Annotated in this window: 16 protein-coding genes; 6 read left to right on the forward strand and 10 right to left on the reverse strand. The window is 34.6% G+C overall.

All coding sequences use genetic code 11. From position 1 onward, the window contains the following. The first annotated feature begins 115 nt into the window (after positions 1 to 115). A complete protein-coding gene (locus B6C84_RS11080) occupies positions 116 to 1693 on the forward strand; it encodes a DUF4139 domain-containing protein (RefSeq protein WP_086354102.1) in 1578 nt (525 codons plus the stop codon). Between the two features lie 24 nt (positions 1694 to 1717). Next, positions 1718 to 3574 carry an exodeoxyribonuclease V subunit alpha gene (recD, locus tag B6C84_RS11085; RefSeq protein ID WP_086354101.1) on the forward strand — a complete coding sequence of 619 codons (1857 nt, stop codon included), beginning with the start codon at positions 1718 to 1720 and terminating at the stop codon, positions 3572 to 3574. 74 nt (positions 3575 to 3648) lie between these two features. Here recD and B6C84_RS11090 read toward each other — a convergent pair whose 3' ends face one another. The 9 genes from B6C84_RS11090 to rsfS all read right to left on the reverse strand — a co-directional run bounded on the left by B6C84_RS11090 (position 3649) and on the right by rsfS (position 10790). Further along, entirely contained in the window at positions 3649 to 4374 is a 726-nt protein-coding gene (locus B6C84_RS11090; protein WP_034902152.1) for an amino acid ABC transporter ATP-binding protein, read from the reverse strand. Next, positions 4371 to 5072, reverse strand: a complete 702-nt coding sequence (locus B6C84_RS11095) for an ABC transporter permease subunit (RefSeq protein WP_065578632.1) — start codon at positions 5070 to 5072, stop codon at positions 4371 to 4373. Before B6C84_RS11095 ends, B6C84_RS11090 begins: the two co-directional genes overlap by 4 nt. 1 nt (position 5073) lies before the next feature. Further along, on the reverse strand, positions 5074 to 5808 hold the full coding sequence (locus B6C84_RS11100; protein WP_086354100.1) for an amino acid ABC transporter permease: 735 nt from the start codon (positions 5806 to 5808) through the stop codon (positions 5074 to 5076). A gap of 82 nt (positions 5809 to 5890) precedes the next feature. After that, positions 5891 to 6799, reverse strand: coding sequence for a glutamate/aspartate ABC transporter substrate-binding protein (locus B6C84_RS11105; RefSeq protein WP_086354099.1), 909 nt, complete (start codon positions 6797 to 6799; stop codon positions 5891 to 5893). Between the two features lie 226 nt (positions 6800 to 7025). Further along, positions 7026 to 8567, reverse strand: coding sequence for an apolipoprotein N-acyltransferase (gene lnt / locus B6C84_RS11110; RefSeq protein ID WP_086354098.1), 1542 nt, complete (start codon positions 8565 to 8567; stop codon positions 7026 to 7028). Next, positions 8560 to 9432: a CNNM family magnesium/cobalt transport protein CorC gene (gene corC / locus B6C84_RS11115; protein ID WP_034902143.1), complete on the reverse strand. Its 873-nt coding sequence runs from the start codon at positions 9430 to 9432 to the stop codon at positions 8560 to 8562. Before corC ends, lnt begins: the two co-directional genes overlap by 8 nt. Before the next feature lie 87 nt (positions 9433 to 9519). After that, entirely contained in the window at positions 9520 to 9984 is a 465-nt protein-coding gene (gene ybeY, locus B6C84_RS11120) for an rRNA maturation RNase YbeY (RefSeq protein ID WP_034902141.1), read from the reverse strand. A 13-nt stretch (positions 9985 to 9997) separates the two neighbouring features. After that, the gene (gene rlmH / locus B6C84_RS11125) at positions 9998 to 10468 is read right to left on the reverse strand and encodes a 23S rRNA (pseudouridine(1915)-N(3))-methyltransferase RlmH (RefSeq protein ID WP_065651767.1); all 471 of its coding nucleotides are present in this window, start codon (positions 10466 to 10468) and stop codon (positions 9998 to 10000) included. Between the two features lie 4 nt (positions 10469 to 10472). Further along, positions 10473 to 10790, reverse strand: a complete 318-nt coding sequence (rsfS, locus tag B6C84_RS11130) for a ribosome silencing factor (RefSeq protein ID WP_034902136.1) — start codon at positions 10788 to 10790, stop codon at positions 10473 to 10475. A gap of 773 nt (positions 10791 to 11563) precedes the next feature. Between rsfS and B6C84_RS11135 the strand changes: the two genes are divergently transcribed. Further along, positions 11564 to 12670, forward strand: a complete 1107-nt coding sequence (locus tag B6C84_RS11135; RefSeq protein ID WP_086354097.1) for a hypothetical protein — start codon at positions 11564 to 11566, stop codon at positions 12668 to 12670. Between the two features lie 386 nt (positions 12671 to 13056). Here the strand turns inward: B6C84_RS11135 and B6C84_RS11615 are convergent, their stop codons facing one another. After that, positions 13057 to 13209 (reverse strand): hypothetical protein, encoded by a 153-nt coding sequence (locus B6C84_RS11615; protein ID WP_165755146.1) that lies wholly within the window; start codon positions 13207 to 13209, stop codon positions 13057 to 13059. A gap of 79 nt (positions 13210 to 13288) precedes the next feature. Here B6C84_RS11615 and B6C84_RS11140 point away from each other — a divergent pair, with 79 nt between their 5' ends. From B6C84_RS11140 to B6C84_RS11150, 3 genes are all read left to right on the forward strand, one after another. Next, positions 13289 to 14560 (forward strand): hypothetical protein, encoded by a 1272-nt coding sequence (locus B6C84_RS11140; RefSeq protein ID WP_086354096.1) that lies wholly within the window; start codon positions 13289 to 13291, stop codon positions 14558 to 14560. Between the two features lie 704 nt (positions 14561 to 15264). Next, entirely contained in the window at positions 15265 to 16560 is a 1296-nt protein-coding gene (locus B6C84_RS11145) for a hypothetical protein (RefSeq protein WP_133053378.1), read from the forward strand. Positions 16561 to 17262: 702 nt separating this feature from the next. Then, on the forward strand, positions 17263 to 18367 hold a 1105-nt coding region (locus B6C84_RS11150; RefSeq protein WP_133052396.1), incomplete at its 3' end, for a hypothetical protein.

Here is an 18367-nt window from a genome sequence, read left to right on the forward strand (position 1 = left end):
ATATAAAATAATGAATATTTTTTGATCATAAAAAACTGTAGATAATTATATTTTTATTAACATGATATTTAATAGATTAATAAATAAAATCATCAAGATATAGGAAACTGCTAATATGAAAATTCACAAAATTGCATTGGCTATCGCATTAATTTCAGGAAGTGCTTGGGCAAATAATAATGTTACATTAAATAAAGTAACTTTGTTTTTACAAGGTGCCGAATTGCAAGGACAATCAACTGTTTCATTAACTAAAGGTGAAAGTGAAATCATATTAACAGGTATCGCAAATAATGTTAAGCCTGATTCAATCAATGTTGGTTTTGGCAATAATGATGTCAAAGTATTGTCGACATCATTAAATAATAAATATGCTAGAAATGTAAATAATAGTCAAGATATTCAAAAGTTTATTGATAATAGGCAACAGCTACAAGAAAAGCATGATATTGTAGAAATTCAACTAAAAGTGGTGAATGAACAAGTTTCACTTTTGCAAGGTAATCGCTTAGATAGCTTAGTTAAAAGTGAATCTGCTGATTTAATTGCCATGAAAAATGTACTAGATTTTGTAAAAGCTAATCTAACTGTGACATTAAATGAGCAAAGTCGATTACAAAAAGAAATTGATTTGTTAGACGAACAAATTAAACAATGCCAAACCCAAATAGATGAAATGCAAGAAGCTGACAAATTACATAATGCGGTTGTTGTCAAAGTCATTTCCAATAAAGATATTACATTACCTATTACACTTTCATATGTTACCTCTGAAGCTGGTTGGGAACCGATTTATGATGTCCGAGTTGCCGATATTAATTCGCCTTTACAATTGACCTATAAAGCAGCAATTTATCAAAACAGTGGTTTAGATTGGCAAAATGTCGATTTTAGTTTATCAACCTCTAATCCGAGTAAAGGTATATCTGCCCCAGAAATTAATCCATGGTATATTGATGTTTATAGTGAAAAAAGTGGTCTATTTTTTTCCAAGTCCGAGAAAGAAGAATATTACGAACGAGAATCAAAATCAAGATTGGTAGAGCCTGGCCAAAATACCAAAGTTAATACTTTAGGTATCAATACCCAATTTGATGTTAAATTACCTTATACTATCAAAACCAATAGTGAAAATAATATTCTTACATTGCAAACAAATGAAGTTGAAGCTAATTATCATTATATTTCAACGCCTAAATTAGATAGTAGTGTTTATTTACTAGCACAGATAAGAGACTGGGATAAACTGAATCTATTCTCAGGAAAAGCCAATATCTTCTTTAATGGAGATTTTGTTGGTGAGACGACTATCTCAACCCAAAGTGCTAAAGAGACATTGGATTTTTCATTAGGACGTGATAAAAACATTTTAATCGCCCGCAATCGTAATGTTAAAGAAACCTCAACTCCATCACTATTTGGTGATGATATTTCACAAAAGTATGCTTATACTATTGATGTCAAAAATAATAAAACATTGCCAATTGATATCGTAGTTAATGATCAGCTACCGGTGATTTTAAATAAAACCGTAATACTTGATGATGCTAAATATGATGGTGCTCAATATGATAAACAAACCGGATTATTAACTTGGCGATTTACTTTAAATCCAAGTGAAACTAAAGATCTTAATTTAAGCTTTAAACTCACTTATCCAAATGATAAAGAAAAAGATATATATGGTTTATAAACCTCATAAAATAAAGTACAAACAATGTTAACTAATTGGTTTGAGCAATTTAAACAGAATAGTCAGATAAGTTTACTCGATCTTCATTTGGCACAATTTTTGGTCAATAAAGTTGATAGCAACGATGAAATTATTAGTAAACGTTTTGCCTTTTTAATTATATCGTTAAGTCAGGAAGTCAGGTCAGGTCATGTTTGTCTTGATATTACTCGTCTGAATCAACATATTATCGATCCACAACTTTGGCAGGAACTCAATGCTCCAACAGTTGAAGATTGGATTAATGTACTCTGTGTAGCTTCAAATAAACAGGTAGTAAGTGATGGCAAACAACTTGCGCCACTTATTTTTATTGAGAATAAGCTTTATTTTCAACGTATGTGGCTAGATGAACGTCATGTTGCACAGTTTTTTAATCAACCACAGTTGAATATTACATCAAGTAAACCGATTGACTTAAAAAATATTCTTGACCAACTATTTGTTGATGATAATACAACTATTGATTGGCAAAAAATTGCGGTTGCGGTGGCGCTAACTCGTAAAATTGCCATTATTTCAGGTGGCCCAGGTACAGGTAAAACAACTACAGTAGCTAAAATCTTAGCAGGAATAGTGTTAAATGATCCTACCACGCGAATCGTGGCAGCAGCACCAACTGGCAAAGCAGCATCAAGGTTAACCGAATCTCTCAGTCGAGCAATTGAACAGTTATCTTTTGAATCATTAAATATTCAAACTGAAGCCGTGACTCTGCACCGTTTATTAGGTGCAAAAACTGATAATCGCTCATTTAATTATAATAAACACAATCAATTACATATTGATGTTCTTGTAGTTGATGAAGCTTCAATGGTTGATCTGAATATGATGGCAAGAATTATTGAGGCTCTGCCTGATTGCGCTCGCTTAATCTTATTGGGCGATAAAGATCAGCTATCTTCTGTTGAAGCAGGTGCGGTATTTGGTGACTTATGTGACTTTATTTTAAATGGATATAGTCAATCTAGGGCTGATGAACTAAGTCAATTAACTGGTTATACTATTCCAAACGCAGACCAACCAGCAAGCATGATTACCGATAGTATCTGTTTATTGAAAAAAAGTTATCGTTTTAACGAGTCTTCAGGAATAGGCTTGTTGGCTAATGCCGTTAAAGAAGGTCAATTGCAAGCGGTTAAAAAACTGCTAGCCAATAAAGCTTTACCAGATGCTTGTTATTATGAATTATCTTCAAGTCAAACTTACCAAGCTGTTTTAGATGATTGTGTAGCACATTATAAAAATTATCTAAATGCTATTAAACATCATCAAAATAATGATATTGCCAATGTTTTAAGTAAATTTGCTGAGTGTCGTTTACTGTGTGCTGTACGAGAAGGTAAGTTTGGGGTAGGAGGGTTAAATAAGCAAATTGAATTATTATTAGCCAAACACAAATTGATTAAATTAAATAATCGTGATCAATGGTATATTGGTCGACCAATTATGATCTTACGTAATAGTACCTCATTAGGTTTATATAATGGTGATATTGGTATCACTCTTACAGCTGAACATGATCACTCAAAATTACGGGTTTATTTCCCTTTTTCTGATGGTTCTATTAAAGGTTTTTCTCCCTATCGATTACCGGAGCATGAAACTGCCTATGCAATGACTATCCACAAATCCCAAGGTTCTGAATTTGATCATGTCAATATTATTCTACCAACAGAATTTTCGCCACTACTTAATCGATCATTACTCTATACGGCAATAACAAGGGCTAAAAAAACAGTCTCAATTTATTCTGATGCTAAAATTTTAGATCGTGTAGTGAAAAGTCAAATTCATCGAGAAAGTGGCCTAGTTGAACAAATAAAAAATGTTCTACAATAGTAGCGACACTTAAATTATTGCTGATATAGATAAAGCACCAACTTATTGTATTATAGCTGGTGCTTTTTTATCTATTAGTGAATGATCTTAGCTAAAAAGTCTTTAGCACGATCTGATTGCGGATTGGTAAAGAATTGCTCTTTTGAGGTATCTTCAATGATTTCACCAGCATCCATAAAGATCACGCGATGTGCAACTTTACGTGCAAAGCCCATCTCATGGGTAACAACCATCATGGTCATGCCTTCATAAGCTAATTCAACCATAACATCTAGTACTTCATTAACCATTTCTGGATCAAGAGCCGAGGTTGGTTCATCAAATAGCATAACGACAGGATCCATACATAGTGCTCGAGCGATTGCAACACGTTGTTGTTGACCACCAGATAGTTGAGCTGGGAATTTATCTGCATGAGCCAATAAACCAACACGATCTAATAGCGATAGCGCTTTTTCACGCGCTTCTTCGTTTGATCGGCCTAATACCTTAATTTGAGCAAGTGTCAAATTTTTCAAAATTGTTAAATGAGGGAAAAGCTCAAAGTGCTGAAATACCATTCCCACTTTTGAACGCAGTTTTGCTAAATTAGTCGATGGATTTGTAATCTCAGTACCATCAATAATAATTTTACCTTGTTGAATAGGTTCTAGAGCATTTACGGTTTTGATTAGTGTTGATTTACCTGAACCAGAAGGCCCACAAACAACAACAACTTCACCTTTACCTACTCTTGTAGTACAGTTTTTTAATACTTGAAATTTTCCGTACCATTTTGATACATTTTCTAAGGAGATCATCGACTTATCCCTTTCTTGAAATAATTAACTAAACGAGAAGCAGTATAACAAATTATAAAGTAACTTATTGCTGCAAAAATAATCATTGAATATTTAACAGTGCCACCCTGAACCGTACCGATTTGGGTAACACTGGCGCCAAATAAATCAATTAAGCTCATCACATAAACCAAAGAGGTATCCTGGAACAAGATAATACCTTGTGTTAACAACAATGGCACCATTGATCTAAATGCTTGTGGTAATATTATCAAGCGCATTGCCTGACTTTTGGTCATACCTAATGCGTAAGCTGCATGATATTGACCTTTAGCAACCGCATTAATCCCTGCACGAATGATTTCAGAATAGTAAGCTGCTTCAAATAAAGCAAACGCGATCATCGCTGAAACAATCCTAACATCAGCATAAGGCGGTAAATTAAATATATGTTTAATAACTTGTGGTAATGCTAAATAGAACCATAACAAAACTAACAGTAATGGAATGGAACGGAATAAATTGACATAAAATTTAGCAAAAATATTTAGTATTTTATTATTTGATAAACGCATTAAAGCTAATACTGTCCCCCAAACAATACCAAATACAACGGCGGTAAATGTAATTTTAGCGGTTAACCATAACCCACTTAATAGTAGATGATAATTGTCTGATACTAATGAAGGTATATCTGCAATCCAATTTAGTAGTTGCATGTTATCCTCCATGATTCATATTAGGTAAGCGGGTTTGTTTTTCAACAAAACGCATAATGGTTAGTACGGCATAGTTTATCAACATAAATGCAATCGTTACTCCACATAAAATTTCAACAATGCTGTTAGTTGCATCGTTAATGCGATCTATTTGACCAATCAAATCTATCAATCCAATAGTAGATGCAACTGATGAATTTTTAATGATATTGGTCATTTCAGACGTTAGTGGTGGAATAATACGACGATAAGCATTAGGTAGTAGAACATACATATATGCTTGTCGATTTGTTAAACCAAGTGCAATAGCGGCATAACGCTGACCTATGGGTAAAGTTTGAATACCGGTTCTAACTTGTTCTGCAATACGAGCAGAAGTAAACAGACCTAAAGCAATTGCCGCCGTGATAAATGCACTGACATCAGGTGATAAACCAGATATAAACCATGTTTTTAAACTTCCAGATAGAATTTCAGGAAATAACATGTACCATAAAAACATTTGTACTAGTAATGGGATATTACGGAATAGTTGGATATAACCGGCTGCAAAACGATTTAGAAATTTATTTTCTAATGTTCGGCAGATTCCCACTAGTGATCCTAGTATGAATGCAATAATCCAAGCAGTAACTGCTAATGAAACGGTAACAACAATACCATCCCAAAGCCAGTTTAAATAAATTCCATCACCATACGGGGTGGATTCAAAAAATAGTGTCCAATTGAAACTCATAATATATTTATTTCACTAAATTAGATTATGTACTAAATGCAACATACATTTAGTACATAGGATTAGAAAGATGAGAAAAGTATTAATCTAATGCTTTATCATTTGGATTTGCAAAAAGCTCAACCATTTTTGGTGAAATTGTTAGAGCCATATTCGCTCCTTTTGGTGGAACAGGTTGAGTGAACCATTTGTTATAAGATTCTAATGCTTTTCCTGATTTTTGGGCATCAGCAATGGTTTTATCCATTAATTGTTTAAATTGGCTATCGCCTTTTCTTAACATACAACCATAAGATTCATAAGATAATGGCTCACCGACAATTTTCCATTCAGCTGGGTTAATTGCACGTGAACGCTCACCGGCTAAAAGTGCATCATCCATTAAAAATGCCTCAGCACGACCAGTTTCAAGAGCATTAAATGCATCACCATGATCTTTTGGCGTAATAATACGAATACCTAATTTTTCTTTATTGTTAATTTGATTTAAACGGACTTCAGATGTAGTACCAGCGGTAGTCACTACATTTTTTCCTTTTAAATCTTCAATACTATTGATATTACTATCTGCTTTAACAAGGAATCGGGTACCTACAATAAAAATACTGTCAGAAAAATCTACAGTCTTTTGACGTTCAAGATTGTTTGTTGTGGAACCACATTCAAAATCATAGGTATAGTTATTTAGTAATTGAATTCGAGTCTTAGAAGTAATTGGTAAATATTTAACTTTAAGATCCGGCAAATTTAGTTCTTTTTTTACTGCATCTATAATTAGGTTAGAGTAATCTTGAGAATAACCGATAACTTCTTGTTTTTCACCATAGTAGGAAAATGGGATAGAAGACTCTCGATGACCAACAACAATCACACCGCTTTCTTTGATTTTAGCCAATGTACCACTTAGTTCCTCTGCAACAGCGGCACCACTCATTAGGCCTAGCATTGCTAATGATAACACTAATTTGGTTAGTTTTGTCTTTTTGTACATACTCATCTCCTACTGTTTAATTTGTATCATATTAAATAAATTTAATATTTTTACAAAGGGCGTATATTATAACTTATTTTTTAGCATAAAAGTACTTTTTACTGTTTATTTATCGTTTAAAAGGACAAGCTACCGTCAAGAAATTCGATGATTTTTACCAATTCTTAACATAGCCAATTTTTTGAATTTCAATATTATATAAGCAATATTTATGCCAAAATATTGCTTAGCGACGATTTCTTACAAAAATCAAAATAAATAATATTGAAATAATCAGATAATAGAAAAGGTTTCCAAACCTTGCATAAGGGGTTAAACCAACAGTAGGGGATAATTTGTAATTTAAAACCTGAGTTTGAAATTGTGGTAATTGTTCAACAATTTGACCATGATGATCAATAATTGCTGTAATGCCTGTATTGGTACTACGAATCATTGGTCTGCCAAATTCTAAGGCTCTTGCTTGCGCCATTTGTAAATGTTGTTTGGGGCCAATACTGTTACCAAACCAGGCATCGTTAGATACAGTTAGTAAAAAATCTGTGTCTGTAGTAAAGTTTTTCAATATTAAGTCGGATAAAATAACTTCATAGCAAATAGCAGTAGTAAATTTGAAGCCTTTTATCTCAAGTGGTGGTTGTTTTTCAGCTCCAGCCTGCATGGATGACATTGGGATATCAAGCATTTGCCCAATAGGATCAAGTAATGATTCTAAAGGAGTAAATTCACCAAACGGTACCAGATGATGTTTTTGATAACGGTTGGTGTTAGGGTATTGATATGGTGTTTTTCCACCTAACACTAGCAATGTGTTATAAATATTAGGGTTCTCTTGATAACCGTAATTTCCTAAACGGTAATCAATAATACCAACAGCTATTTCACTATTATTTGCTCTTGCTTCGTTATCTAAAAATTGGAGGAAAGGTTGCTGATTGATTTCGTAATCGGTAATGCTTGCCTCAGACCAAATAATAATTTTATCTTTAGCAAGATTTTGTTCTGTCAATGAGCCATAAGTTTGCAGAGTTTTATTTAGTTGCTCTTTAGTCCAGCGGAGAGATTGTGAAATATTACCTTGAATTAAGCTAAAATCAGCAGAACGGCTGTGGTCAATTGTTGTCCAATTAATTAAATTGAATGATATTGGTGCAATAAAGAGCGTTAATAGTGCGAATATTGCACCAATTGGGTGCTTTTTAGTCGAGTGGCTTAATGCCATATTTAAACAATAGATGATTAAACCACAGCAGATAGTCAATATTAATGTGACACCATTTATTCCAACTATCGGGAAGTAGCCTCTCAATGGACTATCTAGTTGACTATATCCTAGTTCTAACCATGCAAAACCGGTTAAAATATAGCCTCGTAAAAATTCAGTAAGCTGCCACAAAATAGGGGTGAGCAAAACCAATTGTTTTATCGAGAATTTTGGTGCGAAACGATCACATACTCTTAGCAATAATGCAAATAACATAGGATAAAATGCTAAGTATGCGATTAGTAGTCCTAAAATAATTACTGCTACCGATGTTGGTACTTCACCATATTGTTTAATGCTTATATAAACCCAATGAGTACCCGCTAAAAAATAGCCAATACCCCAGCTAAAACCAATAAGCATTGCTCTCTTTTTCGGTTTATCAGCGATTAACCACAAAAGGCCGGCAAATGCTACAAATGCAAGTGGCCAGATATGAAAGGGTGCGTAACTAAATACCGCAATTGCACCAAAGATAAAGCTTAATAAAATTTGTTTAAGCATTTTCTGATTGCTCTAAATTAGGTATGTTTGCATCTTCAGGGATCGTGACATGCAATTGAATAATACGTCTTCGGTCAACAATGGTTACTTTAAATTGATAACCATCAATAGTAATCGTTTCGCCTCGGATTGGTAAACGTCCAAAATGTTGCATGACTAATCCGCCAATAGTATCCATTTCATCATCACTAAACGTGGTGGCAAAAATTTCATTAAAATCTTCTACAGGAGTAAGGGCACGGACAGAATAAACTGATTGTGATAAACGGCGAATATCGCGATCTTCAACTTCATCGTATTCATCTTCGATATCACCAACTATAAGTTCTAAAATATCCTCGATAGTGACTAAGCCTGAAACACCACCAAACTCGTCAATGGCCATTGCCATATGATAGCGTTGCATGCGGAATTCTTTTAACATATGGTCAACGCGTTTACTTTCAGGAACGACAACAGTTGGTCTTAGGATCTTTTTCAAATCAAAATCCTTGACACCTTGTCGAATATAAATGAGTAAATCTTTGGCTAATAGTACTCCTTCGATATGGTCTCGATCTTCACTAATTACTGGATAACGTGAATGGCCATGTTCAGAAATAATATCTAAACATTCATCAAGGGTGAAATTATCTTTGATTGTTACAATTTGAGAGCGAGGTATCATGATATCACGAACGCGTTGATCGGCTATATCCATTACACCTTCGATCATATCGAGGGTATCAGGATCAATGAGTTGATTTTCTTCAGCCTCACGAATAACTTCGATCAGTTCTTCTTTATCTTTTGGTTCTGAATTGAATAATTGACTTAACCATAATGTAAACCCTTTTTTGGGTCTCCGGTGATTATCATCACTCATTTTGCTCTCTTCCTTTTTGTAATATCAAATATAGTTCGATTTATAGTTATTGTTCTAATATCTAAACAGATTATTAGTCACATTTATTTAATCAATTAGTTGATAAGGGTTATCAAAACCTAATTGTGCCATGATGTCGATTTCGATATTTTCCATTTCTTCAGCTTCTTCGTCAAGGATATGATCATATCCTAATAAATGCAAACATCCATGAACAATCATATGTGCCCAATGTGATGTTAATGATTTATGTTGTTCGCTAGCTTCGATTTCAACCACTTGTTTACAAATCACTAAATCACCGAGTAACGGCACATCAATTTCAATTGGTGATTCAAATGGGAATGATAAAACATTTGTCGGTTTATCTTTATTACGATAAGTGTAATTAAGATGTTGGCTCTCTTCTTTATCGACAATTCGTATAGTGATTTCGGCATTATCCATAAACTGCGGTAAGATCACTTCTAGCCATTGCATAATTTGTTGTTCTGTTGGGAGATTCTCATGATGCTCACAGGCAATTTGCAAATCTAAAATAATAGTACTCATTTTATTATCCGATCTATTCACGATGATAAGGATGATTAGCCGTTAAACTCCATGCACGATAAAGACTTTCAGAAACAATTACTCGTACTAATGGATGAGGCAATGTTAAAGGTGATAATGACCAACTTTGTTCAGCCGCCGCTTTACATGCTGGCGACAAACCTTCAGGACCGCCAATTAACAAACTGACATCACGACCATCGGTTTTCCAACGTTCAAGTTGTTTTGCTAAATCGTGGGTTGTATAAGGTTTGCCTGGAATATCCAGTGTGACAATGCGATTACCTTTGCCACATGCAGCTAGCATTAATTCACCTTCTTTATCTAAAATTCGCACAATATCAGCATTTTTAGTCCGTTTTCCTGCTGGTATTTCAATCAGTTCTAAAGGCATATCTTTGGGGAAACGGGATTGGTAATCATTAAAAGCAGTGGTCACCCAATTGGGCATTTTATTGCCAACAGCAATAAGCTGTATTTTCACGTCACTAACTCCAAAGTTTCTCGAGTTCGTAAAGTTGCCGACTCTGTTCTTGCATGATATGTACAATGACAGAATCCATATCAACAACCACCCAATCAGCATCATTTTGGCCTTCACTACCTAATACAAGATGGCCTTGTTTTTTTGCTTCATCAAGTAAGTGACCTGCTATTGATGCAACATGACGATTAGATGTGCCTGTACAGATAATCATATAATCGGTAATACTTGATTTACCTCGAACATCAAGGGTAACAATATCTTTGCCTTTAAGGTCATCAATTTTATCAATAATAAAATCTTGTAATGATTGTTGCAAAATAATCTCTCTACTATTTTAAATAAAGCAGTAGTATAGCATATTTTTTCTAAATCGCCTTGAAAATAGTGTGTCTCAGCAATAACCCTCTATATTTAAAAAGTCACAAAAATAATTTTATGGAGAGCTATTTTAATCAAAAAAAGTTGAGGAGAGAGGGTTTTTAAAAGGGGAAAAATATGATTAAACCGCTTATCTCACTAATAATATTTACAAAAGTTAACAATTTAGCTTTTTTAAATCAGTTGCATAGATTATTTTCAATCACTATACTCTTAGCATATTTTAAGTACAATAATCGACTGTAATTTGTTCGAACAGACTTAAAAAATCAAATAAAACATGGAATTACTTGACAGGGTTGTCGTTATGAACTATAATTTTAAACACCAAACACCAAACACCAAACCTGCCCAACTTATAATTTAAAATCATCTTATTGTTGCAATCAACGTTTAGTCTTTTCTAGTAGTTTATTTTTCCCTCGATTTTTAAGATTATTTTTATTTTCGCCGTTTTTTAGTGTTTTCGCCGTTGCTTTAGTTTTATTCTTTTCATCAAGTAGTTATGCATTATCGTCTTATACAACTAATGTTATTCATGGTAGTGCACCCTATTTAACATTTGATGAAGGACAGACTAAAGTTACTGATACCAATCATTTATCAGCTATCCGTTTATCTGATGGGCGATTATTTACAAATGAATCAAATAATTCAACGGCGACTAATCCTATTGTATTAACTAATTTGGGTGAAAGCTTCGCTGATATAAAGATGTTTATACCAACCAATACTAATTCAATCCGATTAAATACACTTATTGGCGCGCCTTATAACTATTGGCGCGATGATGATGGCGATGGTCAGGGGAGTAATGGTATTTCAGCTACTGGTAATTTAACTTTAACTATTGTTGATAATAAAAATCAAGTTGTAGCACGTAATCATGTACTAAATATTTGCGAAGCACCATATAAAGTCACAATAACAAGTACTGATGGCTTATTAAATACTCAGTATGGCGTTCCTAATCGTAGCACTTTTAGCGCTAGTAATGCTACATATTACATTAGCCCTAAAGCTATGCCAACGATCTGTTTTGCTAAACCAGAGCTAAAGTCTGGTACAGGCATATATGCTGGACCTAAATCGATATGGGATCCTGAAAGGGGATTTCTAGTCCAATCAACTACTCCATCATCTTATGCACGAAATTTTCCAACTACTGGAGCAAATGGTTTATATTTTGATTTAAGTATTGGTGGTAGTTATGAACCTTTGAGTTGGTCTGTTACTAATAGCGGTAGCGGTATTAGTGCTGATGTGAAGTATTTAAATGAATCAGATACCAGTGTTGTTCGGGTCACCTTAACGGGTCCCTTTGCTATAGATGAAAAGATACTTGTTCCATCATTGCCTCAGACATTTGAGTTAATAGGTAAAGATAGTCATGATAATGAGGTGGTGAAGTATGGTTTTCAGATAAAAAAGTGGTTTATCAACCGAGGAAATGTTAAAGCTAAAAATGGTGACCAACGTTTGTGGTGCAAAAAAATTGGCTATCGTCTTGTACAAGTAAAAGATTTAACCAATGCTTCTTGTCGAGGAAAAAATGCTGATGATCGTTGTGTAGGTGCTGTCGGTGCGACGCCATTGTCACCTAATAATTATTCTCAACGTATAATTAATGCAGGTTTTTTTTCGGAGTGGGGATATATGATTAAATATGATGGAGCTAACTTTTTTAATGACTATTATTGGACAGACGACGCAAAAACGGATGGGGGTTATACTGGTATATTTGTGGTTTTTCCTGATGATGGAGACATACATTATAGATCTTTTGGCAAAAAAACTTATGCTGTCTGTGTTACACCTTAATGATTAATCTCTGATTAGCTCGCTAAAAACGATAAATAATACAGTTAAATAAAAAATGGTTGTCACTGGATTATAACTAATCAGCCCATATCATCGATAGATGGTATGGGGTGTATTAAATAGTCACAATTCATAAATATAAGATATCTTTACATAAATTAACAATTTAGATTCTAAAATCAGTTGCATAGATTATTTTCAATCACTATACTCTTAGCAGATTTTAAGTACAATAATCGACTGTAAATTGTTCGAACAGACTTAAAAAATCAAATAAAACATGGAATTACTTGACAAGGTTGTTGTTATGAACTATAATTTTAAACACCAAACACCAAACACCAAACCTGCCCAACTTATACTTTAAAATCATCTCATTATTGCAATCAACGTTTAGTCTCTTCTAGTAATTTATTTTTTTCTCGATTTTTAAGGTTATTTTTATTCTCGCCGCTTTTTAGCGTTTTCGCCGTTACTTTAGTTTTATTCTTTTCATCAAGTAGTTCTGCATTAACATCTCTAAGAGCCAGTACCGTCAAAGTTATTACCGGGAATTCTCCCTATATTATATTAGGTGATGGTTTTAACCCTTTAACTGATTTACGGCAAATAATAGGTTTGAATTTTCCTAATGGTCAAGGTGGTTATAATTGGATAAGTGCCTGGGATGCTGGGGTTGCCATAAAAGCACCGCCAGGTATGCATTTTAATCAAGTCATGTCCCATAGTGTCGTTAGTGATGGTAATGCTCATCATATCCCTTATCTTTATATAGGTGATGCAGATGGTGATGAAGCGGGTGGGTATGTGTCAGGTTATCTAAAAGCAACATGGTATGAAAATGGTGCACAAATTCCGTATGAGTGGTTAGGTAATGAATTGTGGGGTTGCGGTGGGCCGTATAAATTAAGAGTAGAGGTTTGGGATATCCAAGCTAATACCCCTTATGGTGTGCCTAATAATCGTTATTATGGTAATAGCTGGGTGGAATATACCGTTATTCCCCATAATCCTAGTATCTGCTATTTAAGGCCAAATGATATGGGCGATTACGGCGGTTATGATGGAAATGTATTTCATAACTTTTGGGGCTTTTCACGTTGGAGTGGTTTCCCAACCACGGGTTTTCAATATGCGGCATTTACGTTAATCGGTGCAGGTGCGGACCAAAGTCGTTATCGATGTTATTCACATAATGGGGGTGGCAAAATATGGTTATCGACCATCAATGGTTATGGCGCAAACTGCACGGTTAATTATGCATCAGAACAAAAATGGCAATTTATTGAAAATGGTACGCCGGTAATAACCATGGAGTACTTTAACGGTCGAGATTGGATTTGGATGGATAGTTTTACGATACCGGTACCGAGTAAATGGCCATCGAAAGGAGGTAAAATTTTTGGATTTACCAATTTTACTGAAACATCAGAATCATCAAATATACATTTAAGAACATTCGAAAGTTTTACTGATGGACAGACTTTTCGTGTATTAGATTATTGTACAGGAAGAGAGCTTCCTCCTCATAATGGAGGAATATATAATCCTAAACGAGTGCGATTACATGAAGCATTGGATGACAACTTTCGTCAACAATATTTGTATAAAGCAGATGAAATAAAAATGAAAAATCCTAATAGTAATAGTGGTTGGGTACGTTCAGTTGGCAATTTTATGGGAGAATGGGGGAAATTAAAGGGATATAATATCGGATTGTGGGGAGATAGAGGAATATGGACAGCTGATAGAGGTATAGACAAGATAAATCAGGGAAATATAGTAATAACGCATACAAGTCCAGTTTATGTTTACCATGATGGCACTATTTATCATGATAATTGGAAAAATATATATCATGCTGTAGAAGCAGTTTGTCGTGGAGATTAATTCTATGATGTTATTCATTGATAATCTGGCAAATACAACGTAACAAATTGTACCTATCAATAAATATATAAATACAATATGTTGCGATCTATCTTTAATAAATAAGGCATCGAATGTAGAATTGACTGCATAGCATATCTTTGAAGAGCGCACTTTTTAACCTCAAAAATTCGAGGAGAGGTTTTTTTTGAAGGGTTAAAACAGTGCGTTAACAGCTTATCTGACTAATAATATTTACAAAAGTTAACAATTTAGACTTTAAAAGAAGTTGCATAGATTATTTTCAATCACTATACTTTTAGATGATTTTTAGCGCAATAATAGGCTGTTATTTAGTCAAATAAACCTAAAAAAGCGAAATAAAACATGGAATTACTTGACAAGGCTGTTGTTATGAACTATAATTTTAAACACCAAACACCAAACACCAAACCTGCCCAACTTATACTTTAAAATCACCTTGTTATTGCAATCAACGTTCAGTCTTTTCTAGTAATTTATTTTTTCCTCGATTTTTAAGGTTATTTTTATTCTCGCCACTTTTTAGTGTTTTCGCCGTTACTTTATTTTTATTCTTTTCATCAAGTAGTTATGCACTAACATCCCTAAGAGCCAGTACCGTCAAAGTTATTGCCGGCAATTCTCCCTATATTATATTAGGCGATGGTTTTAATCCTTTAACTGATTTGCGTCAAATAATTGGTTTGAATTTTCCTAATGGTCAAGGTGGTTATAATTGGATAAGTGCCTGGGATGCCGGGGTTGCCATCAAAGCACCGCCAGGTATGCATTTTAATCAAGTCATGTCCCATAGTGTCGTTAGTGATGGTAATGCTCATCATATCCCTTATCTTACTATAGGTGATGCAGATGGTGATGAAGCGGGTGGGTATGTGTCAGGTTATCTAAAAGCGACATGGTATGAAAATGGCGCACAAATTCCGTATGATTGGTTAGGTAATGAATTGTGGGGTTGTGGTGGGCCGTATAAATTAAGAGTAGAGGTTTGGGATATCCAAGCTAATACCCCTTATGGTGTACCGAATAATCGTTATTATGGTAATAGTTGGGTGGAATATACCGTTATTCCCCATAATTCCAGTATTTGCTATTTAAGGCCAAATGATATGGGTAATTATGGTGGTTATGACGGAAATATATTTCATAACTTTTGGGGCTTTTCACGTTGGAGTGGCTTCCCAACCACGGGTTTTCAATATGCGGCATTTACGTTAATCGGTGCCGGTGCGGACCAAAGTCGTTATCGATGTTATTCACATAATGGGGGCGGCAAAATATGGTTATCCACTATTAATGGTTATGGCGCAAACTGCACGGTTAATTATGCATCAGAACAAAAATGGCAATTTATTCAAAATGGTACGCCGGTAATAACCATGGAGTACTTTAACGGTCGAGATTGGATTTGGATGGATAGTTTTACGATCCCAGTACCGAGTAAATGGCCAGCGAAAATAAATCAAAACCTTCTTGAATTTACTAACCAGTTAACAGACGATATTAACGAGCCTGGAGATCGAAGATATTGGGAGGGGGGGGCTGAACATGGACATTGGCAGCATATTCCCAAAACAACTTATAAAACATTAGATTATTGTCGTAACGATGACCACTCATCGCTCTTAAGATATAAAACAACAAGAGATGAAGCTTTAGATGATAATTTTCGTAGGGGATTGCTATATACACTAGAAGAATATAAAGGAAATAGTGATTGGAATCCAAATTTTATACGAGGAGTAGGCAGTTTTATGGGGGAATGGGGGGTATTGGGTAATTATAACTCTCTTTTTGCAAACGAGATATGGACCGCTACTAAATCGATTTCTAATACCGGCCTTGGTCCTGTACGTTTTTATCCGCTTGGTTTGAGACAAAATGGTCAGGTTGTATTCAATACGGGCGGCAAAAAAGAAGGAAATTCTAATATTATTAATATGGCTATTTTTAACAAAAGAGCGATATGCCGTGGAGATTAATTCTATAAAGTTAACGATTGATAATCTGGCAAATACAACGCAACAAATTGTACCTATCAATAAACATATAAATACAATAAGTTGCGTTTAACCTTTAACAAATCAGGCATCGAATGTAGATTGCCTGCATAGCATATCTTTGAAGAGCGTACTTTTTAAACCCAAAAATTTACGGAAAGGAGTTTTAAAAAGGTTAAAATAGTGCGTTAACAGCTTATCTGACTAATAATATTTACAAAAGTTAACAATTTAGATTCTAAAATCAGTTGCATAGATTATTTTCAATCACTATACTTTTAGATGATTTTTAGCGCAATAATTGGCTGTTATTTAGTCAAATAAACCTAAAAAAGCGAAATAAAACATGGAATTACTTGACAAGGCTGTTGTTATGAACTATAATTTTAAACACCAAACACCAAACACCAAACCTGCCCAACTTATAATTTAAATTCATCTTGTTATTGCAATCAACGTTTAGTCTTTTCTAATAATTTATTTTTTCCTCGATTTTTAAGGTTATTTTTATTTTCGCCGCTTTTTAGCGTTTTCGCCGTTACTTTAGTTTTATTATTTTCATCAAGTAGTTATGCATTAACGTCCCTAAGAGCCAGTACCGTCAAAGTTATTACCGGGAATTCTCCCTATATTATATTAGGTGATGGTTTTAACCCTTTAACTGATTTGCGGCAAATAATAGGTTTGAATTTTCCTAATGGTCAAGGTGGTTATAATTGGATAAGCGCCTGGGATGCTGGGGTTGCCATAAAAGCACCGCCAGGTATGCATTTTAATCAAGTCATGTCGCATAGTGTCGTTAGTGATGGTAATGCTCATCATATCCCTTATCTTAGTATAGGTGATGCAGATGGTGATGAAGCGGGTGGGTATGTGTCAGGTTATCTAAAAGCGACATGGTATGAAAATGGTGCACAAATTCCGAATGATAGGTTAGGTAATGAATTATGGGGCTGTGGTGGGCCGTATAAATTAAGAGTAGAGGTGTGGGATATCCAAGCTAATACTCCTTATGGTGTACCGAATAATCGTTATTATGGTAATAGTTGGGTGGAATATACCGTCATTCCCCATAATCCCAGTATCTGCTATTTAAGACCAAATGATATGGGTAATTATGGTGGTTATGACGGAAATGTATTTCATAACTTTTGGGGCTTTTCACGTTGGAGTGGCTTCCCGACCACGGGTTTTCAAAATGCGGCATTTACGGCAATTGGACCGGGAGCCAATCAACTTTATTATCGTTGTTATTCACATAATGGGGGTGGCAAAATATGGTTATCGACCATCAATGGTTATGGTGCAAACTGCACGGTTAATTATGCGGCAGAAAAAAAATGGCAATTTATTCAAAATGGTACGCCGGTAATAACCATGGAGTACTTTAACGGTCGAGATTGGATTTGGATGGATAGTTTTACGATCCCGGTACCGAGTAAATGGCCAGCGAAAATAAATCAAAACCTTCTTGAATTTACTAACCAGTTATCAGACGATATTAGCGATCCCGGAGATCGAAATGTTTGGAAAGGAGGCGCAGAACATGGACATTGGGAGCATATTCCCAAAACAACTTATAAAACATTAGATTATTGTCGTAACGATGACCACATCTCGATCAATAGATATAACACAACAAGAGATGAAGCTTTAGATGACAATTTTCGTAGGGGATTGCTATATACACTAGAAGAATATAAAGGAAATAGTGATTGGAATCCAAATTTTATACGAGGAGTAGGCAGTTTTATGGGGGAATGGGGGGTATTGGGTAATTATAACTCTC

The organism is Gilliamella apis, from assembly GCF_002142155.1.
Lineage (GTDB): Bacteria > Pseudomonadota > Gammaproteobacteria > Enterobacterales > Orbaceae > Gilliamella > Gilliamella apis.

Bases quoted from the DNA above. Each gene is read 5' to 3' on its own strand.
- B6C84_RS11080 (WP_086354102.1), top strand. From the start codon at position 116: ATGAAAATTCACAAAATTGCATTGGCTATCGCATTAATTTCAGGAAGT.
- recD (WP_086354101.1), top strand. From the start codon at position 1,718: ATGTTAACTAATTGGTTTGAGCAATTTAAACAGAATAGTCAGATAAGT.
- B6C84_RS11090 (WP_034902152.1), bottom strand. From the start codon at position 4,374: ATGATCTCCTTAGAAAATGTATCAAAATGGTACGGAAAATTTCAAGTA.
- B6C84_RS11095 (WP_065578632.1), bottom strand. From the start codon at position 5,072: ATGCAACTACTAAATTGGATTGCAGATATACCTTCATTAGTATCAGAC.
- B6C84_RS11100 (WP_086354100.1), bottom strand. From the start codon at position 5,808: ATGAGTTTCAATTGGACACTATTTTTTGAATCCACCCCGTATGGTGAT.
- B6C84_RS11105 (WP_086354099.1), bottom strand. From the start codon at position 6,799: ATGTACAAAAAGACAAAACTAACCAAATTAGTGTTATCATTAGCAATG.
- lnt (WP_086354098.1), bottom strand. From the start codon at position 8,567: ATGCTTAAACAAATTTTATTAAGCTTTATCTTTGGTGCAATTGCGGTA.
- corC (WP_034902143.1), bottom strand. From the start codon at position 9,432: ATGAGTGATGATAATCACCGGAGACCCAAAAAAGGGTTTACATTATGG.
- ybeY (WP_034902141.1), bottom strand. From the start codon at position 9,984: ATGAGTACTATTATTTTAGATTTGCAAATTGCCTGTGAGCATCATGAG.
- B6C84_RS11135 (WP_086354097.1), top strand. From the start codon at position 11,564: ATGTTTATACCAACCAATACTAATTCAATCCGATTAAATACACTTATT.